The organism is Vreelandella sp. 21, assembly GCF_050995515.1.
In the GTDB taxonomy this organism is placed as follows: Bacteria; Pseudomonadota; Gammaproteobacteria; order Pseudomonadales; family Halomonadaceae; genus Vreelandella; species Vreelandella alkaliphila.
This window is the reverse complement of sequence record NZ_CP194673.1, coordinates 2,546,162-2,570,836: the sequence shown is the minus strand read 5'-3', so window position 1 is coordinate 2,570,836 and position 24,675 is coordinate 2,546,162. Positions and strand designations below refer to the sequence as shown.

18 protein-coding genes and 1 pseudogene are annotated in these 24,675 nt (G+C 47.3%); 18 read left to right on the top strand and 1 reads right to left on the bottom strand.

The window, feature by feature from the left end; genetic code table 11:
• The 17 genes from ACN06F_RS11990 to ACN06F_RS11910 all read left to right on the top strand — a co-directional run bounded on the left by ACN06F_RS11990 (position 1) and on the right by ACN06F_RS11910 (position 23,887).
• Complete coding sequence (locus tag ACN06F_RS11990) at positions 1-1,098, top strand: chain-length determining protein (protein WP_433923984.1); 1,098 nt, start codon at positions 1-3, stop codon at positions 1,096-1,098.
• Positions 1,099-1,664: 566 nt separating this feature from the next.
• On the top strand, positions 1,665-3,074 hold the full coding sequence (locus ACN06F_RS11985; protein WP_433923983.1) for an MBL fold metallo-hydrolase RNA specificity domain-containing protein: 1,410 nt from the start codon (positions 1,665-1,667) through the stop codon (positions 3,072-3,074).
• A gap of 110 nt (positions 3,075-3,184) precedes the next feature.
• Complete coding sequence (locus ACN06F_RS11980) at positions 3,185-4,066, top strand: ABC transporter ATP-binding protein (protein ID WP_038485969.1); 882 nt, start codon at positions 3,185-3,187, stop codon at positions 4,064-4,066.
• Positions 4,067-4,114: 48 nt separating this feature from the next.
• Positions 4,115-5,218, top strand: a complete 1,104-nt coding sequence (gene rfbB, locus ACN06F_RS11975) for a dTDP-glucose 4,6-dehydratase (protein ID WP_433923982.1) — start codon at positions 4,115-4,117, stop codon at positions 5,216-5,218.
• 157 nt (positions 5,219-5,375) lie between these two features.
• Positions 5,376-5,741 carry a GxxExxY protein gene (locus ACN06F_RS11970; protein WP_423621676.1) on the top strand — a complete coding sequence of 122 codons (366 nt, stop codon included), beginning with the start codon at positions 5,376-5,378 and terminating at the stop codon, positions 5,739-5,741.
• Between the two features lie 342 nt (positions 5,742-6,083).
• On the top strand, positions 6,084-6,980 hold the full coding sequence (gene rfbD / locus ACN06F_RS11965) for a dTDP-4-dehydrorhamnose reductase (protein ID WP_433923981.1): 897 nt from the start codon (positions 6,084-6,086) through the stop codon (positions 6,978-6,980).
• 239 nt (positions 6,981-7,219) lie between these two features.
• On the top strand, positions 7,220-8,110 hold the full coding sequence (gene rfbA / locus ACN06F_RS11960; RefSeq protein WP_433923980.1) for a glucose-1-phosphate thymidylyltransferase RfbA: 891 nt from the start codon (positions 7,220-7,222) through the stop codon (positions 8,108-8,110).
• A 267-nt stretch (positions 8,111-8,377) separates the two neighbouring features.
• Complete coding sequence (gene rfbC / locus ACN06F_RS11955) at positions 8,378-8,926, top strand: dTDP-4-dehydrorhamnose 3,5-epimerase (RefSeq protein ID WP_433923979.1); 549 nt, start codon at positions 8,378-8,380, stop codon at positions 8,924-8,926.
• A gap of 41 nt (positions 8,927-8,967) precedes the next feature.
• Positions 8,968-10,800: a hypothetical protein gene (locus tag ACN06F_RS11950; protein ID WP_433923978.1), complete on the top strand. Its 1,833-nt coding sequence runs from the start codon at positions 8,968-8,970 to the stop codon at positions 10,798-10,800.
• On the top strand, positions 10,800-13,205 hold the full coding sequence (locus ACN06F_RS11945) for a hypothetical protein (RefSeq protein ID WP_433923977.1): 2,406 nt from the start codon (positions 10,800-10,802) through the stop codon (positions 13,203-13,205). Before ACN06F_RS11950 ends, ACN06F_RS11945 begins: the two co-directional genes overlap by 1 nt.
• 83 nt (positions 13,206-13,288) lie before the next feature.
• On the top strand, positions 13,289-13,603 hold the full coding sequence (locus ACN06F_RS11940) for a hypothetical protein (protein ID WP_433923976.1): 315 nt from the start codon (positions 13,289-13,291) through the stop codon (positions 13,601-13,603).
• Positions 13,604-13,715: 112 nt separating this feature from the next.
• Positions 13,716-14,834, top strand: a complete 1,119-nt coding sequence (wecB, locus tag ACN06F_RS11935) for a non-hydrolyzing UDP-N-acetylglucosamine 2-epimerase (RefSeq protein ID WP_433923975.1) — start codon at positions 13,716-13,718, stop codon at positions 14,832-14,834.
• Positions 14,835-15,058: 224 nt separating this feature from the next.
• On the top strand, positions 15,059-16,339 hold the full coding sequence (gene wecC / locus ACN06F_RS11930) for a UDP-N-acetyl-D-mannosamine dehydrogenase (RefSeq protein ID WP_433923974.1): 1,281 nt from the start codon (positions 15,059-15,061) through the stop codon (positions 16,337-16,339).
• Between the two features lie 148 nt (positions 16,340-16,487).
• Positions 16,488-19,793 carry a glycosyltransferase family protein gene (locus ACN06F_RS11925; protein ID WP_433923973.1) on the top strand — a complete coding sequence of 1,102 codons (3,306 nt, stop codon included), beginning with the start codon at positions 16,488-16,490 and terminating at the stop codon, positions 19,791-19,793.
• A gap of 4 nt (positions 19,794-19,797) precedes the next feature.
• A complete protein-coding gene (locus ACN06F_RS11920) occupies positions 19,798-21,765 on the top strand; it encodes a glycosyltransferase (RefSeq protein WP_433923972.1) in 1,968 nt (655 codons plus the stop codon).
• Positions 21,766-21,785: 20 nt separating this feature from the next.
• The gene (locus ACN06F_RS11915; protein ID WP_433923971.1) at positions 21,786-23,006 is read left to right on the top strand and encodes a glycosyltransferase; all 1,221 of its coding nucleotides are present in this window, start codon (positions 21,786-21,788) and stop codon (positions 23,004-23,006) included.
• A 29-nt stretch (positions 23,007-23,035) separates the two neighbouring features.
• Complete coding sequence (locus tag ACN06F_RS11910) at positions 23,036-23,887, top strand: hypothetical protein (protein ID WP_433923970.1); 852 nt, start codon at positions 23,036-23,038, stop codon at positions 23,885-23,887.
• A gap of 18 nt (positions 23,888-23,905) precedes the next feature.
• Here the strand turns inward: ACN06F_RS11910 and ACN06F_RS11905 are convergent.
• Positions 23,906-24,025 (bottom strand): annotated as a pseudogene (locus tag ACN06F_RS11905) (IS30 family transposase); the annotation flags it as partial.
• Between the two features lie 315 nt (positions 24,026-24,340).
• Here ACN06F_RS11905 and ACN06F_RS11900 point away from each other — a divergent pair.
• On the top strand, positions 24,341-24,496 hold the full coding sequence (locus ACN06F_RS11900) for a hypothetical protein (RefSeq protein ID WP_433923969.1): 156 nt from the start codon (positions 24,341-24,343) through the stop codon (positions 24,494-24,496).
• Positions 24,497-24,675: the final 179 nt, after the last annotated feature.

Below are 24,675 nucleotides of genomic sequence, written 5' to 3'. Positions count from 1 at the left end.
ATGCAAGCTTCATTACGTCGATTTGTAAAAACATCGCCTCACTGGGCATTAGCATTTGTCGCTATTCTACTGGTGTCTTTTTATTGGTTTGTATGGGCAGAAGAGCGCTATGTGTCCCGTGCAACGGTGGTGCTAGAAAGCCCACAAGTCGCCACACCTGAATTTAGTCTTTCCTCGTTAATGGGGGGAGGCAGTGGTAATACCCACGATTTATTGCTACTGCGTGAGCACTTATTGTCTGTTGATATGTTGCGTTTGCTGGATGAACAGCTTGATATTCGCCAACACTACAATGAGCACGGTGATATTTTTGCCAAGTTACGTGATCCAAATGTCCCCATTGAAGACCTGCATAAATATTACCTACGCCGAGTAGAGATAGAGCTGGATGAGTATGCCGGTGTTCTGAATATTCACGTTCAGGGTTACACCCCTGAATTCGCCCGAGATATGGCTGCACTGCTGCTAGAAGCGGGCGAAAATCACATGAATGAAATGGGTCATCGCTTAGCCGAAGAGCAGGTGCGCTTTTTAGAACAGCAGATGATTCGCTTGGAAGATCGTTTCCGCGACACTCGCAATGAGTTGCTCGAATTTCAAAACGAGTACGGCCTAGTGTCGCCTACCTCAACGGTAGAAAGTATTAACCAAGTTGTCGCTACGCTAGAAGGTGACTTAGCCCGTCTGCAAGCGCAACGCAATGCATTGGCAAGCTTTCAGAGCTCGCAGTCAGCTGAGCTGCGCCAAGTCGAACGCAGTATCACCGCATTGCGCGACCAGATTGTTGAGCAGCGCGACCGCTTAGCCCAGGCAACGGGTGATTCGTTAAACCGCGTATCGGCTGAATACGAAACACTAGAACTTCAGGCTCAGTTTGCTCAAGAAACTTATTCAAGCGCATTAGCGGCGTTGGAAAACACCCGCTTAGAAGCTGCCCGCCAGCTCAAGCAGGTGAGTGTGCTGCAAAGTCCGCTATTCCCAGAATACCCAACCGAACCAAACCGCCTTTACAACAGCAGTGTGTTCGCCATCATCACCATCTTCCTAGCCTTCATCCTCAGCATGATCATGATGATTGTGAAAGATCATAGGGATTGATGAGTACCGTTGTAGCCGAGCGGTGCCCCTTGTAGTGCGGCGTAACGAGGTCGCGAGGAACGAGCAAAACCGAGGCACCCGCAACGGCGGCGAAGCCGCCCAAAGGCCTCCAGTCAGCACCGCATTGATACCCCCGCGGGTGCGCTTCGCTTACCACGCGCTACAAAATCAATGCACATCGTAGTACGGCGCAACGAGGTCGCGAGGAACGAGCAAAACCGAGGCACCCGCAACGGCGGCGCAGCCACCCAAAGGCCTCCAGTCAGCACCGCATTGATACCCTCGCGGGTGCGCTGACGCTTACACCGCGCTACAAAATCAATGCACATCGTAGTGCGGTGTAACGAGGTCGCGAGGAACGAGCAAAACCGAGGCACCCGCAACGGCGGCGAAGCCGCCCAAAGGCTTGCAGTCAGCACCGCATTGATGCCCCCGCGGGTGCGCTGACGCTTACACCGCGCTACAAAATCAATGCACATCGTAGTGCGGTGTAACGAGGTCGCGAGGAACGAGCGAAACCGAGGCACCCGCAACGGCGGCTAGCGCCACCGAAAAAGGACTTTTCGATGTTAGATATCATCCACCACGGTGGCGCAACAGGCGTAACGGGCAGCTGTCATCAGCTCATCCTCAATAGTACACACTCGTTACTAGTAGACTGCGGTCTCTTTCAAGGTGAAGACGCAGCGCAAGACCATTTCCAACAGCTGCAAATTGAATTTGATATCAGTACCGTTAAAGCTCTGATCATTACTCACGTACATATTGACCACGTGGGGCGGCTGCCTTACCTGCTGGCGGCGGGTTATAAAGGCCCCATTATCTGCTCGGTTCCTTCGGCCATACTGCTACCACTAGTGATTGAAGACGCCCTAAAGATCGGCTTCACGCGTAATGCAGATCTGATCCAGCGCTTTCAAGCGCAGCTTGAATCACAAATTGTCAGCGTGCCTTACGGCAAATGGCACACGGTTGTGAATGATTACGAAAAGGGTAAGCAGGGCATTACTACCCGCGTCAAGCTCAAACGGGCAGGCCACATACTCGGTTCTAGCTACGTAGAAATAGCTCATCAGCACGCCAATGGAGCCAAAGAACGGATTATCTTTAGCGGTGATTTAGGGGCACCCTACGCACCACTACTACCTGCACCTAAATCACCCTACGGTTGCGACCAGCTAATTCTCGAAAGCACCTACGGAGACCGCCAGCACGTAGGCCGCCGCAAGCGCCGTGCCACGCTTAAAAATGCCATAGAAAAAGCCCTTGGTAACGGCGGTACAGTGATGGTGCCAGCCTTCAGTATAGGCCGTACACAAGAGCTGTTATACGAGCTAGAAGGCATTGTCCATGAAGCCAAGCGCAACAAAAACAGCCAGTGGCAACAGCTAGAAATTATCGTCGACTCCCCTTTGGCAGCGCGCTTTACCCGTGTGTACCGCCAGTTAAAACCCTACTGGGACAAGGAAGCCCAACGCCGCGTACGCAGTGGTCGCCACCCGCTTAATTTCGAAAACCTTTACACCGTAGAAAGCCACGAAGCCCACGAGCAAACTGTCCAATACCTAGCAAAAACCGGTCGCCCAGCGGTAGTCATTGCTGCCAGTGGCATGTGTGCGGGTGGGCGTATCATGAACTACCTAAAAGCCATGCTAGGTGATGAGCGCCACCAGGTATTGTTCGTGGGGTATCAAGGGGCAGGCACGCCAGGGCGAGCGATACAGCAATATGGCCCACAGGGCGGTTGGGTTGAAATTGATGGTCAGCGTATCGATATTCACGCCGGTATTACCACAATTAGCGGCTACTCCGCCCATGCAGATCAAAAAGATCTGATTAATTTCGTCAAGCGCATGCGCCGCTGGCCTCACACCATACGCCTGGTACACGGCGAACAAACTGCCAAACACGCGCTCAAACATGAACTAGAAGCGCTTTATCAGCGCAACAGCAAACCGCTTGATATCAATTTGTAGTGCGGTTCGCTTACGGCTTGCTACTTATTAAACACCTAAAGAGTCGGTGAAACTTACTTGCCCATGAATTTCCTATTCACTATTCACCACTCACTATTCACGAATTTAAAATGATTGAAATCAAACACCTCTACAAGCGTTACCACAACCATCATGGTAGCGACTGGGTACTAAAAGACGTCAATTTCACCATACCTATGGGCGTGAGTGTTGGCTTAATAGGCGCGAACGGAGCAGGTAAATCGACACTTTTGCGTCTTATTGCTGGTATGGACACCCCTGAACGTGGCGAGGTTATTCGTCATAGCCGTGTTTCCTGGCCGGTAGGACTTTCAGGGGGAATGCAGGGAAACATGACGGGGCGCCAAAACGTTAAATTCGTTGCACGCGTGCAAGGTAGTGACCCCGAAGAAGTCAAACGGGTTATCAAATTCGTTGAAGAGTTCGCAGAAATTGGCCCAGCTTTTGATGAGCCCATTCGTACTTATTCATCGGGCATGAAATCACGTATTTCGTTTGGTTTATCGCTCGCATTTGATTTTGATGTCTATATTTCCGATGAAGCCACTGCCGTTGGTGATCGTGCGTTTAAAGCCAAAGCTAAAGAGCTATTTGAATCGAAAACGGGTCAAGCCTCTTTGATAATGGTTTCCCACTCAGAAGGTATTTTGAAAGAGCTTTGCCAAGCAGGTGTTTATCTCAAACAAGGCAGCGCCTTTTGGTACGACGATATCAACGATGCCATTGCCGCCTATCATTCAGATGTAGACAAAAAGAAACGTCAGTCTGAATTGCCTAGCGATGTGATAGGGGCTCGTAAATACCTGCAGTCCTGCCACGCCGATTTAAAAGCCGCTCAAGAAATCCTAGCTGATGCCAAAGAGCAGGAAGATAAAAAGGCGCTCGCTGCAGCTAAAAAGGCAGTTAAAGAAGCTAGCAGCAGAGCAAAAGAAGCGCGTGAAAATTTAGAGTTACGGCAAAGCACACGCTAGTGTCAGCGTTAATAAGATAGCCAATAAGACAGTTATTGAGATTGCAGCATGAGTAAAACGTTTTTCATTACCGGCGGGGCAGGTTTCATTGGTTCTGCCGTTATTCGTGAGTTAATCCATAACACCGACAACCATGTCGTGAATGTTGATAAGCTCACTTATGCAGGCAATCTAGAATCGTTGGTAAGTGTCGCCGACAGTGAGCGCTACACGTTTGTGCAAGCAGACATTTGCGATGCGCCTGCGATGCAGCAAGTGTTTGAACAGCACCAGCCCGATGTAGTAATGCATCTCGCAGCAGAAAGCCACGTAGATCGTTCTATTGACGGGCCTGCAGAGTTTATTCAAACCAACGTAGTTGGCACAGCAGTTCTGCTAGAAGCCGCCCGAGCCTACTGGAAAAAACTGCAGCAGCAAGATGCCGACAAAGCAGAAGCGTTCCGGTTTCATCATATTAGTACAGATGAAGTGTATGGTGACCTAGAAGGCACGGACGACCTTTTCACAGAAACCACGCCCTACGCGCCCAGCTCGCCATACTCGGCAAGTAAAGCCAGCTCAGACCACTTGGTTCGCGCTTGGCAACGTACCTACGGCTTGCCCACACTGGTTACCAACTGCTCTAACAACTACGGGCCATACCACTTTCCAGAAAAGCTAATTCCATTGATGATCCTCAACGCCCTGGCTGGTAAGCCGCTACCGGTATACGGCGATGGCCAGCAAATCCGCGATTGGCTATATGTAGAAGACCACGCTCGCGCCCTGATCAAAGTCGCCACCGAAGGTGACGTAGGCGAAACTTACAATATCGGCGGCCACAACGAACAAACTAATTTACATGTAGTAGAGACGATCTGTGAGATTTTGGATGAGCTAGTGCCATACAAAGTGAAGGGTAATTCTCACCACTTACCACTCACTACTCACGATTCACATAAACAACTAATCACCTTCGTGACAGACCGTCCCGGCCACGACGTACGCTACGCCATTGATGCCAGCAAAATTGAACGTGAACTGGGCTGGAAGCCAGAAGAAACCTTTGAAACCGGCCTACGAAAAACCGTCGAGTGGTACCTCGCCAACGAAACCTGGTGGAAGCGCGTACAAGACGGCAGCTACCAAGGCCAGCGCCTGGGCAGCATTTGATTTTTGCCACGGACGCTCACGGAATCCACGGATAAAAACCAAAGATTTTTGTTTTTATGTTTTGTCCTTATCCGTGTTTTTCAGTGAGTATCCGTGGCCAATTACAAGGCACTGCCACGGAAGTGAGTGTCCTTGGCAAAAAGCATAAGGGGAAAAAATGCTCAAGGAAGAAGCGCTCACATATCAAATCAGAGGCGCAGTGTTTGAGGTCAGTAAGCAGCTGGGGCCAGGTTTTTTAGAAAGCATCTACCAAAGAGCATTAGCAATTGAGCTTCGATCTATTGGCCTTGAGGTTGAAACAGAGAAGCCCGTCAATATCTATTACAAGCAGTGCTTGGTAGGTGAGCACCGCTTAGATGTGCTAGTTGAAAACAGAGTTATTCTAGAATTGAAAGCGCAAAGCCAGCTACCTGCCTCAGCAGAGCCCCAGCTGATCAACTACCTTCGAGCCACTGGCTTACAAGTAGGGTTGCTCATTAATTTCACTTTTCCTAAAACATTTATCAAACGAATCGTTGTTTAATTTACAGCTCCGGACTAGCCACGGACGCTCACGGAATCCACGGATAAAAACCCAAAGATTTTTGTTTTTATGTTTTGCCCTTATCCGTGTTGTCAGTGAGTGTCCGTGGCCAATAACGAATGCTTGCCACGGACGCTCACGGAATCCACGGATAAAACCCAAAGATTTTTGTTTTTATGTTTTGCCCTTATCCGTGTTGTCAGTGAGTGTCCGTGGCCAATAACGAATGCTTGCCACGGTCGCTCACGGAATCCACGGATAAAAACCCAAAGATTTTTGTTTTTATGTTTTGCCCTTATCCGTGTTTTTCAGTGAGTATCCGTGGCCAAAATGGATTACCCCATGAACATCTTCATCACCGGCGGCAATGGCCAAGTAGGCTTTGAACTCCAGCGCCAGTTTGCTCCTTTTGGCACTGTTCTGGCCCCGACGCGGGATGAACTCGACCTAGCCAATGCAGATGCGGTGGATGCTTACCTAGTCAAACACCAGCCAGGGTTAATCCTTAACGCTGCTGCCTACACAGCGGTTGATAAAGCCGAAAGTGAGCCGGAACAGGCGAAGCGCTTAAACGCTGAACTGCCGATACAATTAGCCGCGTATGCAGTGAAGCAGGGCATTACGCTGGTGCACTACTCAAGCGACTACGTATATCCAGGTAGCGGCGAAACACCCTGGCAGGAAGACAGCCCCACCAGCCCGCTAAGCATCTACGGCCAAACCAAGCTGGAAGGTGACCTTGCCATTATTGAAAGCGGCTGCCAGCACCTGATATTCCGGACCAGCTGGGTATACGCCGCCCGCGGCAATAATTTCATGAAAACCATGCTGCGCCTGGGCCGTGAGCGTGAAGCGCTGAATATTGTTAATGATCAAATTGGCGCGCCTACCCCTGCACGCCTAATTGCCCAAGTGAGCGCATTGGCATTTACTCCCAATGCCTCACACCTCACCCCCCACATAACCATGGGCATCTACCACTTAGCCCCCAGGGGGGAAACCAACTGGCATGGCTTCGCCAGTGAGATTTTTAACCAAGCCCGTAAAGCAGGGGAAACGCTAGCGATTACGCCGGAAGGTACCGCAGGTATACCCACGGCAGAGTACCCAACACCCGCCAAGCGCCCACTGAATTCACGCATGGCAGTAAGCAAGCTAGAAAACGCACTTGGCATCACCATGCCCACCTGGCAAAGCCAGCTGGTATTAACGCTGAAAGAACACCTAGATAGTTTTTGAGCCACGGACGCTCACGGAATCCACGGATAAAAACCCACAGATTTTTTGTTGTTATGTTTTGCCCTTATCCGTGTTGTCAGTGAGTATCCGTGGCCAATAACGGATGCTTGCCACGGACGCTCACGGAATCCACGGATAAAAACCCACAGATTTTTTGTTGTTATGTTTTGCCCTTATCCGTGTTGTCAGTGAGTATCCGTGGCCAATAATACGTAGCGAAAATGATTAAAGAGACCCCTATGAGCCAAAGCTCACAAAGAAAAGGCATTATCTTGGCCGGTGGCTCTGGTACGCGGTTACATCCCATTACCCGAGGTGTATCCAAGCAACTCCTGCCAATTTATGACAAGCCGATGATCTACTACCCGATCTCAGTGCTTATGCTGGCCGGTATCCGCGATATTCTGATTATCTCAACGCCGGAAGACCTTCCCCAGTACCAAAACCTACTAGGCACCGGCGAAGACTTTGGCATTCGCCTGGAATACGCTGAGCAGCCTAGCCCCGATGGACTAGCCCAAGCGTTTATCATTGGGGAAGCGTTTATTGGCGAAAGCCCCGTTTGCTTGGTATTAGGCGACAACATTTTTCATGGACAGCACTTTTCCGATCAGCTAAAGCGCGCCAGTTCGCACACATCGGGCGCGACGGTATTTGGCTATTTGGTGAAAGACCCTGAACGCTTTGGCGTAGTTGAATTTGATGAGCAGGGCCACGCGATCTCTATCGAAGAGAAACCGAGAAAGCCCAAGTCGGCTTATGCTGTTACTGGCTTATATTTCTACGATAACGATGTTGTTGAAATTGCCAAAAACGTAATGCCATCAGAGCGTGGCGAGCTAGAAATTACCAGTGTGAATAACGCCTATCTAAAGCGTGGTGATTTACGCGTAGAACGCCTTGGCCGCGGCTTTGCCTGGTTAGACACCGGCACCCACGACAGCTTGCTAGAAGCCAGCCAATACGTGCAAACCATTGAACACCGCCAAGGTCTAAAAATCGCCTGCCTTGAAGAGATCGCTTGGCAACACCAGTGGATTAGCGACGAACGCCTAGACGAACTGGCCAAGCCTCTCGCCAAAACCCAATACGGCAAGTACCTACAGCGCCTTTTGATAACTAAACGATAATATCTAGCCACAGACACTCACTGAAAACCTGTTTAGCCACGGACACTCACGGACGGCACGGACAAAACCTTAAATTCTTTATTGGTTTTTGACTTTATTGGTTTTTGACTTTATTGGTTTTTGACTTTATTGGTTTTTGACTTTATTGGTTGTTGCTTTTGACCTTGTCCGTGTTTTCCGTGAGTGTCCGTGGCCTAAACGATTTTATCCGTGTTTTCAGTGAGCATCCGTGGCTAAACAAATTTGGCAATGGCTAAAGGATGTTTAATGCAATACGAAAAACTCGCCATTCCTGATGTTGTGCTCATTACCCCCCAAGTCTTCGGTGATGAGCGTGGCTTCTTCATGGAAACCTTTCGCCAAAGCGAATTCGAAGCTCACTGTGGTCATCACACATTCGTGCAGGATAATCACAGCAAATCCGCCCATGGCATTTTGCGTGGCTTGCATTACCAGCACCAACAGCCTCAAGGCAAGCTAGTGCGGGTAACTCAAGGCGAAGTCTTCGATGTGGCGGTAGATATGCGTCAAAGTTCGCCAACCTTCGGCCAGTGGGTAGGTGTAACGCTCAGCGAGCATAACAAACAAATGCTTTGGGTGCCCCCCGGCTTTGCCCATGGCTTTTATGTCACCAGTGAAGAAGCCGAATTTCAGTACAAATGCACCGATTACTACGCCCCAGGGGATGAAGTATCGCTGCGTTGGGATGACCCCACCCTTAATATTCAGTGGCCCTTGGCAAGCCAGCAATCTCCGGTACTTTCAGCCAAAGATACACAAGGCTTAAGTTTGCCAAATGCCCCGCGTTTTAATTAAAATTAATGATTGAAAAAGATGAGAATGGAGCTGCTCTGACCATGTCCTTAGTCGTGTACGTAGGAATAGATAAATTCAAGGCCGAATCAGGTGCCGCCGTGCGCGAGCAAAACGCGACTGAAATAACGTTAAGCGACATCGCGAAGTGGCAGCCCAATACAGGTGAAGCAGGTACCGCTGAAAATCAATTGCTGGTGATTGATACGTTTAGTGAAGAAGCGTTAGCGTTACTTAAAAACTGGTTAAAGAAAGACACAGCGAGCGAGTGTATCATCGCTTGGCCGCAGCCTGATGCCTGGCTGGCGGCTAGCTTGGCAAATGGGGTAGCAGGTGAGGAAGCGCTAAATGATTGGCTAGCACAAGCCAAGCGCTTACTGGCACTTTTTCGCTCAGCTCGCCGTCAAGTAACGTTGGCGGGTTACCTGCCTGGCTGTGAGTTAAAGGTGGTTAAGGCACCACTATTAGACCGCTGTGATAATGCGATTTATCAGCTAGCAGCAGCCTATATAAGCAGTCAATCTCAAGCATTAAAAGATACCCACGCTTATTTGGTAGCCAGCAGCCAAGAGTGCCCGATTGAAGAAAGTTGTGAGACGCAGGTAACTCAAGCAGCACTGAGTGAATATCACGCCCGGCAAACAGAAAGTGAAAAAGGCCAACGCACTGGGCGTGCGCTACAAGAGGCAGACGCCGCCCAGGAACGTCAACAACAGCATATTGCTCGCCTGAAAGGTGAGCTGAGCAGTGCCCGTGATGAGCACGCTCTATTGCTACAACAGCTTCAAAGCACTCAGCAGGTTGTGGCTGAACGAACAAATGAGCTTCAAGTACAGCGCGAACTATCCAAGCAGGATGCACAGCGCTTGCAAGAGCTAGAGCAACAGTTTCAAGCACTGAAAAAAGAAAACGAAGCTCTCAAGCAAGCATTTGAAACTCAGCGCAAAGAGCAAGGCGTTACTCAACAACACAATCAAGCACTGAAAAAAGAACACGCAGCTCTCAAGCAAACACTTGAAACTCAGCGTGAAGAGAATGACGCTACCCAGCGATATAATCAGGTGCTGAAAAAAGAAAACGAAGCTCTCAAGCAAGCATTTGAAACTCAGCGCAAAGAGCAGGCAGTTACCCAGCAGTACAATCAGGCGCTGAAAAAAGAACACGCAGCTCTCAAGCAGGCATTTGAAACTCAGCGCAAAGAGCAAGACGTTACTCAGCGAAATACTCAATCGCTGAAGAAAGAAAACGAAGCTCTCAAGCAGACTTTAGACACTCAGCGCAAAGAGAAAAAGGCTAACCTGCAAGTTCTGGCTGCAGCACAAAATGGAAATACGCAGTTGCTGAATACTCTACAGCAGGTGCAGCAGGCGTATGAAACGCTTTACATGAAAAAACAAATACAATACGAGCAATTGTTAACAAGCCAGCAGGAGTTTAATGTACTGCGCACTACCAGTGAACAGCGTATACATCGGCTGGAGCGCTTAGTGCAGTGGCTACGAGTCCATGCCCAACGCCATGCCTCAGCGGCATATCGCGAAAGCCGCAGCTACAAGAAGGCACTACCTAAACAGGTAGCTGTGCTGGAAGCTAGCCCGCTCTTCGATGCTGACTGGTACTGTGCGCAATATCCAGACGTAGCTAAGTCCACTATGAAGCCTGCCGAGCATTTCCTCAAGTTTGGTGCCATTGATGGCCGCTACCCAGGGCCACTGTTTAATACAGAGTTTTATCTTACTCACTATGAAGATGTCGCCGCCTCTGGTCAGCATCCACTGCTGCATTATCTTCGCTATGGGAAAAATGAAGAGCGTGAGATTCATCCTCCCCAATACCAATTGCCGGCACCGCAAAAAATGGCTAAAGGGACTAAATAATGAGCCAGAAAGTTGACCTGCTAGTACATATTGGCCCGCTTCGTGAAGAGAGCGAAGCACTGCTAAAACATGTGAACCACGTCACATTATGGGCACCGCTTTACCCAATGCCTGAGCGGCAGCAGACATTAGTGAAAGCCTTGCCTGGTTTATACCTTGCGGAACAGCCAGTAACGCCGCCTGGTGGAGAAGCGGTGTGCTATGCCTATTCGCTACAAGAATTTACTAGCCTGGCTCCCGCTGGCGAGCTAACTAGCCTCTATCCAGGGCTTGGCAAGGCTCGTCAGCAATCAGTAGATACTCAAACGTTACCGCAAGCGCTAAAACAGGCTGGCTTAGGCCAAGCAACGCTCACCCATTTGATTATCGAACAGCCGGAAATTGCGCTAAGCCTACTGCAAGCATTTAACCATTCAGGCTTGCTTGATCAGTTAACCCATCTGTGGGTGCGTACCAGCCCGCTGCGCCTTTACGAAGGGATGGCAACCAGTATTGAGTTATCGCAGTGGTGCGAGCAGCAGGGCTTTGAAGAGGTTACTCAGGATGCTGAAGATCCTGACTTTTTCCTTCTTGGGTTTGCACGCAACCCACTCTATAACAAGCTAAAAGACACCGAGGCCAAGTTGGCCGAACATGAAGCTCAACTTAGCCAGCTAAGTGCAGCACGAGACACACTAGAAAAAGAGCTTGCTGAAACTACACAAAACAGCAAGCAACGCGCTGAGAAAGCCCAGCAGCAGTTGGACGATAGCGCTACTCAGCTGAAAGAAAAAGATGCCCAGTTGAGCGAGCGTGATAATCAGCTTAAGCAGCTTAAAGAAGAGCACGATGCGCTGAAAAAAATGCTCTCTGAAACCAAGCAAAGCAGTAAGCAAAGCGCCGAGAAAACCCAACAGCAGCTGGAAGAAAAAGGTGCAGAGCTAAACGAGCGTGATGCCAAGCTTGAACAGCTAAACGCGGAGCTTGTTGCGCTCAAGAAAAAACTTTTGGAAGCCGAGCAAAACCTTAACCAAAGCACCGAGAAAGCTCAGCATCAGCTGGGGGAAAAGGCGACTCAGCTGAAAGAAAAAAATGCCCAGCTAGCCGAGCGTGACACTCAATTAAGCCAATTAACTGAAGAGCGCGATACGCTTAAAAAGCAGCTAAACCAAGCGGCTAAGGCTAGTCAGCAGCATCAAAAAGAGCGCCAGGAAAGCGAACAAAAGCTTAAAGATGCAACACAGAAATATGAAGAAGTAGAACAGCAGTTACAAAATACTGAGCAAGCCGGGCAAAAAGTACAGAAAAAACTGGAAGAAACCCACGCTTGGTTTATTACTCGCAAGCAACAAGCAGAAGAGGGCGCTGAGCAAATTAAGGCACTGCAAGCGAAGCTAAAAACGCAGCAAGCTCAGGTGGAAAGCCTTCAAGAAAAATTAACCCTTAGTGAAGAAGAGCGTGAGAATTACCAGCGTTACTTTGCCAATCGCAAAAAACAGCATGAAGAAGCTGAGGCTAAGCTAGCGGAAGCCCAACAGCAGCTAACTGAAAAAGACGCCATGGTCAGCCAGCTCAACGAACAGCTAGCTATGTTAAAGCAAAGTAACGAACGCTTTGGGCAGTTAGAAAGCAAGTTGGAATCGCTGTTTGGCGAACAGCGCAGCTACATTCAACAAACGACCAGCGCGCTTGGTCAGCACGTTACCCGAAGTGCTCGCCAGCAGCGTGATGAGCAGGCGCTGACACACTATCTGCAACACGGGCAGCGCCCAGTGAGTACCCAGCTTGCACCCGGTTACGCTATGGCGCTGCTAGAACACTATGATACCCACCATCATGATGTGGTGGTGATCTTCGGTAGTACGCACACGACTGAGTTACTTGCCCAGAGCATTGTCAATGCGCGGGTAGAGCAACCACGGCTAATGAGGCAAAACGGTCAGCGTCAAGAGACTCATAATGAGGTCACACTTTCTCATGATGACTTACCACAAACCATTGTGAGCATTCAGCATCAGAAAACGGTCAGCGATGAGCTGAAGGAGCGCTTAAATAACAAGCGTCTTAGCCATGCGGTGAATCTGGTTTACGCCCCGTGGGGTGAGTGCCAGGCCAACGACCAAACAGCACTGTTTTACTCAGCAGAAAGCACGTTACAGCGTCTTAATCAATGGTTGCCAGAAGATGCCCGAGTACTCGTTATAGTAGGAGAAACGCTACCTGAAGCAGGCCACAGTCGAGAAGTGGCCTTGCCGCTACTACTGAAACAACTACCCACGCAGCGGCTAGATGTCGTTTTGGAAGGTAATAACTACCCGCAGGAAAGTGAGCTAACCACCCGTTGGGATACCCTGCTTGAAACCCGCCAACGCCCAGCCCAATGGCTAAACCTGCCTAATGCCCACAGCCTCAAACTAGAAGGTTAGTCGGAAGTAATAGACAGGTAAGAGCAAGGCTTGTGCCCCTCACGCCTTGCTCTTCAAACCACACAAACCCACGAGCCAACACCATGGAAAAAGACCTCGTTAAACGCGCGCACAGCGCCTTCAATCAAGGCGATTACCAACACGCCATAACCCTCTATCAACAGGCGGCCTATCAATACGGTCAACACCTGTTTGATGTTAATATTAATATTTGTGAACAGCGATTACAGAAGTCTGGCCACGCAGTGATGGGTACTCCAAGAGTCGCGCCCAGAAGCGTACCTAAAAGCGTTGATGCCATTCCCGTTGCTCAGCAACTGGCTGAAACCCAGGAACTGCTGGAACACTACTACCGACGCTGCCAAGAACTGGAATACCGACTGCAAGACGCTGGCTAAAGGTTGCAAGTAGGAGAGTGGCAAGCTAGTACGCCCAAGCAATACGCCGCAGAGCTATTAAGGCGAGGCACTTAGGCCGTCATTGGATCGATAATTGAATAGAAGGCAGGGAATGAAAGTACTCACTGTATTCGGTACACGCCCAGAAGCCATTAAGATGGCACCGCTTGCATTGCAGCTAGCCATGGATGAGCGTTTTGAAGCCCGTGTATGTGTCACTGCTCAGCATCGTGAAATGCTGGATCAGGTGCTCGCATTATTCGAACTTACTCCAGACTATGACCTGGACATTATGAAGCCGGGGCAGGATCTCAATGACGTTACCTGCGGCATTCTCCAAGGGCTTAAATCGGTACTAGAAGACTTTAAACCTGATATCGTTCTTGTGCATGGCGACACCGCCACTACATTTGCCACCATCCTGGCGTGTTACTACCAGCAGATTCCCGTAGGGCATGTTGAAGCAGGCCTTCGTACCGGCAACCTATACTCACCTTGGCCGGAAGAGGGTAACCGTAAGCTTACTGGGGTGCTGGCGGCAGTTCATTTTGCTCCTACGGCTACCTCGCAGCAAAACTTACTGAATGAAGGCACTGACCCAGCCACCATTCATGTAACCGGCAATACCGTGATTGATGCGCTGCTTGAAGTGGCTCATAAGCTTGAAACTAATCAGGCGCTGGCTGCTGAACAGGCCAAGCGGTTCCCCATGCTGGATGAAAGCAAGCGCCTGATTCTAGTGACTGGCCACCGCCGCGAGAGCTTTGGCGGCGGGTTTGAACGTATCTGCCAAGCTCTAGCCGATACCGCCGAGCGCCATCCGGATACCCAGATTCTTTACCCGGTACACCTCAACCCCAACGTCCGCGAGCCGGTTAACCGCCTGTTGGCCAGAGTGGATAACGTTCATCTGATTGAGCCGCAGGACTATCTGCCGTTTGTGTACTTAATGAACCGCGCCCACATTATCCTCACGGATTCTGGTGGCATTCAGGAAGAAGCACCTTCGCTAGGCAAGCCCGTATTGGTTATGCGTGACACTACCGAGCGCCCCGAAGCCGTTGAAGCAGGCACTGTTAAACTGGTGGGCACCGATGTGGCGACTATTACCAGCGAGCTAACTCGGCTGTTAACCGATAACGAAGCCTACACCGCTATGAGTTATGCCCACAACCCTTATGGTGACGGCAAAGCCTGCGAACGCATCCGCGACGTGCTAGCAAGCTCATAAGCTGACAAATTTTTTGCCACAGATTTTGCCACGGACATTCACGGAAAACACGGACAAGGTCAAAAGCAACCTAAAAACCTAAAAACCTAAAAACCTAAAAACCTAAAAACCTAAAAACCTAAAAACCTAAAAACCTAAAAACTTAAAAGCTAAAAAGTATTTATGGTTTTGTCCGTGTCGTCCGTGAGGGTCCGTGGCTAATAAATTTTATCAAGGAATGAAACATGCAATTCGATACTATCTCCATGATCGGCTTGGGCTACATTGGCCTACCTACTGCTGCTGTTTTCGCTTCTCGTCGTCAAAATGTTATTGGTGTGGATGTAAACCAACATGCCGTTGATACCATCAACAATGGCGAAATCCATATTGTTGAACCTGAACTGGACATGATTGTTCACGCGGCAGTAAAAGAAGGTTACCTGCGTGCGACCACCACGCCAGAACCTGCCGATGCCTTTCTAGTTGCCGTGCCTACGCCGTTTCATACTGATGAAAATGGCCAGAACCACAAGGCAGATTTAAGCTATATCGAAGCTGCCAGCAAAGCTGTTGCTAAAGTGCTTAAGCCCGGTAACCTGGTGGTACTGGAATCTACAAGCCCGGTGGGTGCTACTGAGCAGATGGCCGCCTGGTTAGCGGAAGCTCGCCCAGACCTAACGTTCCCGCAAACGCACGGTGAAGCGTCGGATATTCGTATTGCCCACTGCCCCGAACGCGTATTGCCTGGTCATGTTATCCGTGAGCTAGTAGAAAATGACCGTGTGATTGGCGGCATGACACCTAAGTGCGCCGAGGTAGCCAGCCAACTCTACAAAATCGTCGTAGAAGGCGATTGTGTGACCACCACTGCCCGTACCGCTGAAATGGCTAAGCTGACTGAAAACAGCTTCCGTGATGTGAATATTGCCTTCGCCAATGAGCTTTCCACCATCTGTCATGAACTAGACATCAATGTTTGGGAACTGATCGCCCTGGCCAATCGTCACCCACGCGTCAATATTCTCACACCGGGTGCAGGTGTTGGTGGCCACTGTATCGCGGTAGACCCCTGGTTCATTGTCGATTCCTGCCCGGAACAAGCGAAAATTATTCGTGTGGCTCGTGAAGTTAACGATGATAAACCCCAGTGGGTGTTAAGCCGCGTCAAAGAAGCACTAGATTATTACCACCAGCAGAATCCGAGTGCCACGCGTAGTGATTTAACCGTGGCTTGCCTGGGCGTTGCCTTCAAGCCAGATATCGATGACCTCCGTGAAAGCCCCGCACTGGGCATTGCGCAGCAAGTACAGCAACTGGGCTGCCGCCTGCAGGTGGTAGAACCCAATATCAAATCACTGCCCAAAACGCTGCAAGGTGAGAACACAACGCTGGCCACGCTGGAAGAAGCACTTACCCAAGCAGACGTGGTCTGTGTACTTGTTAAGCACAAGCCGTTTATCGCTAATTCTGAAGGCGTTCGCGCTAAAGAGAGCGTTATCGATGCAGTTGGTCTGCTTGGTTAAAGGGTTAAAGAGTGAAGTAATAAAGCGTGAGGGGAAAGTAATGAATTGCGTGATACTTCCCTCACGCCTCGCAAGTGAATTAATCACAACCTATCTTTAATCATTCATTCCACACGTCTTACCACTTACTATTCATCAACGGACACCCATGGACGAGCTGCTCTCATACGCCACTACACTAGCAAAACAACTAGCCTATCCCGTTAGTGCACCTATACAAGGAAGAATTGCCTACGTAGTAAGCCACGCGCAAACCTACGCCAGTAATGGTTATGCCATAAGAACCCAAGGAATTGCTAAAGCGCTTAATCAGCATGGGTTTGAAACGCTATGTTTTGTGCGTCCTGGCAGGCCATGGGAGTTAAACGCAGCAAGCTCTGTAGTGCCGGAATGTACAATCGAAGGTGTGCGCTATATTCATACCCGCTGGCAAAATGACAAAAGTCTAGAGGGAGATAAAGAATGGTTAAAGGAAAGCGTAGAAAAATACATTCTCTTATTTACAATATATCGCCCAAGTGCTGTGTTGGCAGCATCTAATCACGCTTCAGGCCTGCCCGCATGGATTGCCGCTAAACGCCTGGGCTTGCCATTTTATAACGAAGTACGTGGCTTTTGGGAGCTTTCAAGAGCTGCTCGTGAGCCTGGGTACGAAAATACCAGTGATTTCAAAAAAGAAGCCGAGCGCGATGCTTTCGTAGCAAAGCAGGCACAAAAGGTGTTTACACTTAACCAGCCAATGAAAGAAGAGTTGGTTAAGCGAGGTGTGAACGCTGACGATATAATGCTAGTGCCAAATGGAGTAAGCCAACTACCGAACATCAAGTTAGCCAACCCCGCACTTAAGAAAAAATTAGGTATTGCGGAAAATGAGAAAGTCGTCGGCTATGTAGGCAGTTTTAATGCCTATGAAGGGTTAGATGTGCTTCTGGAATCATGCACCAAAATGGTGCGAAAAGATGAAAAACTCAAGCTGCTGCTGGTAGGTGACAACCAGCCCTTGACTCTGAAAAAACATAGCGGAGCTTCAGCTGCTCACCTAGCCGATACCGGGCCGATGGAAACTCTCCCTTGGCTGATTCAGGTCGGGCGGGTGCCCCATGAGCAGGTCGCCGACTACTATGCACTGCTGGATGTCGTAGTGATTCCCCGCAAGCCCCTGGCGGTGTGCCAGCTCGTGCCGCCTATGAAGGCCGCCGAGGCCCTGGCCTACTGCAAGCGGCTGGTTGTCTCCGATGTGCTCCCCCTGGCCGAATATGCCGACAAGTACGACGGTGTGGTAAGCTTTGAGGCGGGCAGTACGACAAGCTTGGTCACAGTCCTTCAGGGGTCACTGAAGTTACCTGCGCCTAAACCGAATGCCGAGCTTCTTTTCTCCGCTCATATCGAGGCAATGGTAAAGGTGTTGAAGGGGGAGGGGGCTTTAGACCAGAAGTCGATGGTTGAGACAGAATTTAAACCTCAAGCAAAAAAAGCAGTCCCAGCCAAGGCTGTTGCTGCCAAGCCTGTCAAGAAAACATCTGCTGAGTTCGAAGCCAAAGATCAAGTCCAGCCTGACCAGAAGCCACCCATCAAGTTGACACGAGAGGTCGTCTGGCAGCGGTTTGATCTAAATGGCGATAATGTCATTCGTATTCTGGGTAACATCAGTATCAAGAATGGTGGTGATAAGGCCGGTGTGCTTCTGGTTGAGCTCTTTGACAAAGACAACAAGAAAATTTCAGCAGATGAAATAACCCTATCGCAGTCGGAGGTGTTTGGTGGTAGCTTTATGTATCTCCAAGATACAAAAGGGAAAAAGGCTCAAATAGCTTACTTGGAAGTTTCAAACAACGTGAACTACATAAGGCTTGGAGCCGTACTCTTTCACTGCAAAGGTAATACCAAAATTGAGATTTCTGATCTAGAGGCCAAAGCTATTAAATTTAGCCCATCTTCTGATAGTAATCTAAATGATAGCCCTAAAAAGCCATCCGATTTCAAAGTGGCAATTATTGCTGATGAATTTACTTACAATAGTTTTTGCCAGGAGTTTGAGGCGCTTCCGATAGAGCCGGGAAACTGGTTGGATATTTTCCAAGAAAATAATCCCGATGTGTTTTTTTGTGAATCAGCATGGTCTGGTGTCGATTCAGTAAGGCGGCCTTGGAAAGGAAGAGTTTATACAAGTGAAAACTTTAAAAGTGAAAACAGAAAAGAACTTTTAGAAATCCTTGATTATTGTAAAAAGGCAGGCATTCCAACCGTTTTTTGGAATAAAGAAGACCCGACGCACCATAATGACCTTGTTCATAATTTCGTGGATACGGCAAAGTATTTTGACTATGTGTTTACAACAGCAGGTGAGTGCGTTGAGAGCTACAAAATAGTGCATGGGATAAAGAATGTTTTTGCACTGCCTTTCGCAACAAATCCTCGGCTTTTTAATCCAGTGGAAGAGGGTGTTCGTAGTGACCACGCTGTGTTTGCGGGCAGCTGGTATGCTAATCATGAGAATAGAAGCAAGGTCATGGAGTCGATTTTAGACGGATTGGTAGAGGATGGATTTAAACTAGACCTCTATGATCGATTTTACGGTGACGACGATCCACTCCATAGTTGGCCAGAAAGATACAGAAAGTTCTTGCACCCGTCCAAGCCTCATCATGAAATGCCTGGGGTTTATAAGTCCAGCAAATTCGGCCTGAATTTCAATACTGTAACTGCATCCCCTACCATGTTTGCTAGACGTGTCTTTGAACTCATGTCGAGCAACACGTTGGTCGTTTCAAATTACTCTAAGGGTGTCGATGAGATGTTTGGGGACTTGGTTGTGTTCCCTGATCGTGAACCGGAGAGGCTGAAGTTCCTTACTTCTGATGAGGTAGATAGTATACGTCACAAGGCCCTGCATGAGGTGCTGGAAAAGCATACTTATAAGCAGCGTTGGCGCAGCATCCTGAAAACTATTGGCCTGCCATTCGTAGAAAATGATACAGCACTGACCTTCACTTATATCGTCAAGGACAGAAAAGAAGCCTTATCTGCAATTTCATGGTATCAGCAGTATGGCATGCAGTTTCCAGGTTCCAGACTGCTACTGGTGGCCGATATAAGTATGGACCCACTAGACGTCGCCAAGTTCTACCAAGAGTTTAATCGGTATGGGGTTTCCGTGACTTCGGCGCTGCATGCTGAGAAGTATGCAATGGTTGATCGTTACAGCCCAGTGGAGACTTCACACTTTGTGGCACTATGTCCTGACATGAACGCTGATGCTGGGCGGATCAAGGAAGGTGCTCTTCATCTGCAGTACATGACAGAACACTTAGTTGCGCTAGAGCAGCGACCTAGTAAGAGGTATAAAAAGGCGCTAGTTAGTGCTGATGTGGTTGTAATGGGAAGCACTAGCCAATTTACAGATTGGTTGAATTACCAAACGAAAAAGCAATTCTTTACCGCATATTGGGTGTGATGTCATGCTTGTATCATTTGTTATTCCCTGCTTTAACGCCGTTGATAAAATTGGGCGCTGTATGGCGTCGCTTGAGAGGCTAAACTTCGATCCAAATCAGTACGAGGCACTTTTTATTGACGACTGCTCAACTGATGGCACGGATAAACTAATAAAAAAAATATGCGCTCAAGTTGAAAACTGGGAATTTTTTCAGCTAGAGAAAAATAGCGGATCACCTTCGAGGCCACGTAACAAGGGTGTTGAGGAAGCTCGTGGTAAATATATTTATTTCCTAGACTGTGATGACGAGATACTACCAAATGCTCTTAATGAGCTGACTCAGCTAGCGGAAGAAACAAATGCTTGTTTAATACGCTCGGAGTTATTAGTAGAAAATGGTAAGCAAAGTAAACGCATGAATCAGATGGATTCATGGCACAGTGTGATGACAAAGAGAGAACGAATTGAACTCATCATCAAGAAGCAAAGTACTGTCGTAACAAGTTTTGTTAAAACTGATTTATTAAGAAAGAACAGTATTCGTTGGCCTGAACATCTGCGTATGGGAGAGGACACTGTATTTCTAGCAACATTGTTTGCATATGCGCAAGTAATCGAGTACTTGGCATCCCCAACGTTCATATATTTCAAAATACCCTCAATGACACCCGCCAGTACTCAACGTTATGGTCGGCGTGAACTATCGGATCACATTGAGGTATGGTCGACAGCGCAGCAGCTGCTTGAGCCACTAGGTATCAATTATATCCAAGTTCGCCTTAGCGTTGGGTTGAGGGTGTCTATTGAATCTCTAATTTTTAAGAATAGAGGTGATGTGGACGTAGAAACGTTTGACAGATTTTCTGTTTTTGTAAATAATCATTGGGCCATACTCAAAAATTTTAAATACTCTAAGCGGATAGATGAAATTTTGTTGTCGATTAAGTCCAGTGAGTATGCCACCTTTTCAAAGCTGACCAAACCAAGGTTGCTTATTGCCGGACATGATCTCAAGTTCATTGAAGATGCCGTGCCTGAACTAAGTGAGTACTTTGATATTAAGTTTGATAAATGGCAAGGCCACGCTATTCATGATGAACAGCAAAGTCGAGAATGTCTGAAATGGGCTGAGTATATTTGGTGTGAGTGGCTATTAGGCAATGCAGAGTGGTACGCAAAAAATAAAAAGCCACATCAGAGGCTAGTTGTAAGGATGCACCGTATGGAGCTGGCTCGAAATCATGGCTCCAACATGGATATTGAAAAAGTTGACGCTGTTGTTGCCGTGTCGACCTACTTCTTTGAAAGGCTGCTGGAGAAATACCCCAATATTCCGCGTCATAAAGCACGCCTAATGCACAACTATGTGCGGGTAGACGACTATGACACTACCTGGTATCCTGAGCGGCTTTTCACGCTAGGAATTATTGGTGTCTTGCCTTCTCGCAAGGGCTACAAAAAAGCGCTAGAAATTCTAAAGGAACTCAAAAATCATGATGAACGCTTCAATTTAAAAGTGTTCGGCAAGCGAGCTGAAGATTTGGCTTGGGTTGCAAAGAACCCAACGGAGATGGCTTACTTTTCTGACTGCCAGACCTACATCGAAGAAAACGGATTGCAAGACTCTGTAGATTTTGTAGGTCATGTAGATATAAAGAAAGAGTTGGCAAAACAGAAAGTAGGCTACGTGCTATCGGTCAGCGACCCCGATCTGGATTTTCCTGGCCCGGAAAGCTTTCATCTTGCTATAGCTGATGGTTTTGCAGGTGGAGGTGTTTCTCTAATTCAATATTGGCCTGGCTGTGAATATGTTTGGCCTAGCGAATTTATTTCCAAAAATAATGATGAGATAATTAAAGCTATTCTTGATATTGAGAGTGGTAGAAGTGATCTGAATATGTTGAATATAGCAGGAAGGTCGCATTTAATGGAAAGTTATAGTGTCGATTGTTTTGCTAAAAAAATTGCAGATCTTTTTTTAGAGTTATAAATACTGTATTGGAGTTTGAAATGAATAATAACGCATTTTTTTTTGGTGTAACTAGATTTAGTGTTTTTTCACCTGGTAGTTCGGCATGGAAAATAACCGCTGCTCAAGAATCAGAGTATTTAGACCACCTCTATTCTGACGAAAGACTTTCTCCAAGGTTTGATATATTTGTTAATTATGCTCTTCCAGTATATGAAGAATATTCGAAAAAATATGACTATAAACATATAGTTCTTTACTCTGATAAAATGCCGGATAAATGGAAGAAAATATTGTTTGATTGTGGAGAGAAATATAATTTTTTATGCTTACACAAAGTTTCTAAATCAATTGAGTTTATGGAGGTGATGGAAGAACAGTTAGCTAGGGAGAGAGCAGTAGATTGCCCAGTTGCTTTATTTAGGGTGGATGACGATGATTTGTTAAGTAAGGATTTCATCGATCAGCTTTCTAATTATACAGATTTTCCTTTTGTAGGGATGTCTGTATCATTCGGTTGCGGAGTAGCTGCCAAATATACAAGTGGCTCGTTTGATGATTTTAGGTCAATAAAAAAACCTATGATAGCGATCGGTTTAGCAAATATTGGGAGGTACGATTCATCCTCTTTGAGGCTATGGCTACCAAAAGCAGTTAGTCACGTTGAAACTGATATTCATAGGCCCGTAATCGTCGATTGTAGAAAGCCATCATTTGTTTGGACTCATCATTTTCTGCAGGATTCTAACCATCAAGAGAGTAGTTCAAGTGGAAAGGCTGAGATTGATAAAAAGTTTCTTTCTTACAGGTCAGTTAAAGATATTAGTTGTATCGATTCTTTTCCAACAATTTTAAAAGATTATCTAAGGTTTTCGAATGGTAAAATAGAAGTTGCTAATTTCGTAACGTTTGAGCACAGATATGAGCATGAATTTGAATTTGGGGGGCTAGGTATAAGCCAAGGAGGTAGTTATAGGATATTTTATGATATTAGTTTATATGAAAGCACGCTTTCGAATAGTAAAGCTGTTGTTTTATGCTTCAAAGAGGCTATGAACATAGATGATATTGTTGGTATGCAGCTATCGCCTAATAAAGATGTTGGTTGGTATCGATACATAGCAGTAACTTCGGGTGCTGCTAGAGGGCATGTCGATTTTTACTTACCAGATAAATGTAAAATTGACTCAGTTTTTGTTAAGAACTGGGCATCGGATAGTGTTTTATGTGTAAACGAATTAATAGTTGAAAAAATAGCTTAACTCTTTTTGATAATTAATATAGGTGTTATATGTCGATTTACAGCATTTACGCGACTAAAAGAAGCGGCCATCATGCATTTATTGAATGGCTTTGTTCGGGGTTGAGTGGTAATTGGGTATATTTTAATAATTGCAAAATATATGATGGTGAGATTAGATATGCTGTAATTGAGTCAGATTTTAATCTGCCAGGCTTGGAGAAAAATAAACCGGGCTTGCTAAGTGAAGCTTTACATACCATTGGCCCAGATGTTGAACATTTGATATTAAGTTACGAGAACGTAGACTATGAAAATTGCTGTAGGTGTTTTTTTCAAGAAAAACAGTTTAGGAAGCATTTTGGGGATCAATTCAGAATAGTCTTTTTAAGAGATTTTTTCAATTCTTATGCTAGTCTTTTTAGTTGGTTTGAAAGGTATAAGAAAGAAGAAGCGCCTGTTAAAGCGCTAGATGAATTTAAAAAGTGCTGGGGAGGGCTTGTTAGTCTATATTTAAAGAGTGGCGATGATGGTTTTAATAGTGACGGTGCGAAATTAGTTCTTCCTAGTTTTAATGAGTTCTCTTTCGAAGACAATTATAGGGCGGGTCTTGCAAAGAAGCTTAATATTTTAAATTCTGATGTTAATAAAGAGCTTTCACTGTTTGGAGGAGGAGGGAATACGTTTTTTGATGACAAGAAAAATTACACACCAAGTCAAGAGAAGTTGGAATCTCGATGGAAGCTTGTTTTGGATAAGGAAAAGTTCTTTGATTCTATTGATGAAGCTACTTTGTTTAATGCGAGGAGCTTTGCGTATTTCTTAAATCGGCCAGAGTTATTTGATATTCCAGAGCGAGAATTATCCAAAAAGAGCGGAGTAGACTCTGAGAGTAGTACCTAGTGGATGCAGATATGAGCGTCATATTTTTGGGCTTTCGTGATGTTTGGCCATCAGTCCGCTCATCAGTTCAATTGGATATTTAAAATTAAAGCGTTTTCGTGGACGCATATTCAGCTCGAAATCAATGGCGTCGAGCTCCGTTTAGCTACGGGTGTACTTCACGGGAAATGCTAAAAGGAGCGCTCTCCAAGATCCAGGCATTGCTTCTTGGGCTCATGTCCTGGGTGCGGCTCACTTGGATAGTGGAGTGCGTTCCGACGTATGATATGGGGGATGCGTTGAAAATCACCGATGTTCTACAATTAGTTTCTGCGGCCAAGGGTTTTATTCAGCCAGTGTGCACGAAAAAGATGTTTTTTGATATTGCCCAATGTAATGGTGGATCCACGTCAGGCGCTGCTGAAGGCTTATGCTGGTTATGTGCGGTAAGGGCTGCTAAGCCATGAGGTAGCTTTGAGACTCGAAGCGCTGTGGCAACAGGCCCACGATGCTCGCTGGTTGATCGTCTCTGGCGGCGATCAGGCCGAGCTGTGCGATGTGTTCGCAAGCCGCGGTATCGCCGAGTGGTTAAATGTCGGTATCTTAGGCAGCCCTATTACTAAGAACTAAATTTTGGCCCGTGAACTCGGGAAATAGTAATATCCAGTAGCTGGCGCTGTGCCTGGGGAAAGCAAGTATGATTATCAGGCAGTGAGTGCCGCCGGATTAGATTTTGTATTCCTAGTGGGTGGAGCTAGGTAGCGAACTGGAAAAGCTGTGTAGATAAACTCAGGTTGCAGTCTGCTCTT

Coding starts and splice junctions, on each gene's coding strand:
- ACN06F_RS11980 (WP_038485969.1), top strand. CDS start 3,185: ATGATTGAAATCAAACACCTCTACAAGCGTTACCACAACCATCATGGT.
- rfbC (WP_433923979.1), top strand. CDS start 8,378: ATGCAATACGAAAAACTCGCCATTCCTGATGTTGTGCTCATTACCCCC.
- ACN06F_RS11915 (WP_433923971.1), top strand. CDS start 21,786: ATGAATAATAACGCATTTTTTTTTGGTGTAACTAGATTTAGTGTTTTT.
- wecC (WP_433923974.1), top strand. CDS start 15,059: ATGCAATTCGATACTATCTCCATGATCGGCTTGGGCTACATTGGCCTA.
- rfbB (WP_433923982.1), top strand. CDS start 4,115: ATGAGTAAAACGTTTTTCATTACCGGCGGGGCAGGTTTCATTGGTTCT.
- ACN06F_RS11945 (WP_433923977.1), top strand. CDS start 10,800: ATGAGCCAGAAAGTTGACCTGCTAGTACATATTGGCCCGCTTCGTGAA.
- rfbD (WP_433923981.1), top strand. CDS start 6,084: ATGAACATCTTCATCACCGGCGGCAATGGCCAAGTAGGCTTTGAACTC.
- ACN06F_RS11970 (WP_423621676.1), top strand. CDS start 5,376: ATGCTCAAGGAAGAAGCGCTCACATATCAAATCAGAGGCGCAGTGTTT.
- ACN06F_RS11985 (WP_433923983.1), top strand. CDS start 1,665: ATGTTAGATATCATCCACCACGGTGGCGCAACAGGCGTAACGGGCAGC.
- ACN06F_RS11940 (WP_433923976.1), top strand. CDS start 13,289: ATGGAAAAAGACCTCGTTAAACGCGCGCACAGCGCCTTCAATCAAGGC.
- ACN06F_RS11990 (WP_433923984.1), top strand. CDS start 1: ATGCAAGCTTCATTACGTCGATTTGTAAAAACATCGCCTCACTGGGCA.
- wecB (WP_433923975.1), top strand. CDS start 13,716: ATGAAAGTACTCACTGTATTCGGTACACGCCCAGAAGCCATTAAGATG.
- ACN06F_RS11950 (WP_433923978.1), top strand. CDS start 8,968: ATGTCCTTAGTCGTGTACGTAGGAATAGATAAATTCAAGGCCGAATCA.
- rfbA (WP_433923980.1), top strand. CDS start 7,220: ATGAGCCAAAGCTCACAAAGAAAAGGCATTATCTTGGCCGGTGGCTCT.
- ACN06F_RS11925 (WP_433923973.1), top strand. CDS start 16,488: ATGGACGAGCTGCTCTCATACGCCACTACACTAGCAAAACAACTAGCC.
- ACN06F_RS11910 (WP_433923970.1), top strand. CDS start 23,036: ATGTCGATTTACAGCATTTACGCGACTAAAAGAAGCGGCCATCATGCA.
- ACN06F_RS11920 (WP_433923972.1), top strand. CDS start 19,798: ATGCTTGTATCATTTGTTATTCCCTGCTTTAACGCCGTTGATAAAATT.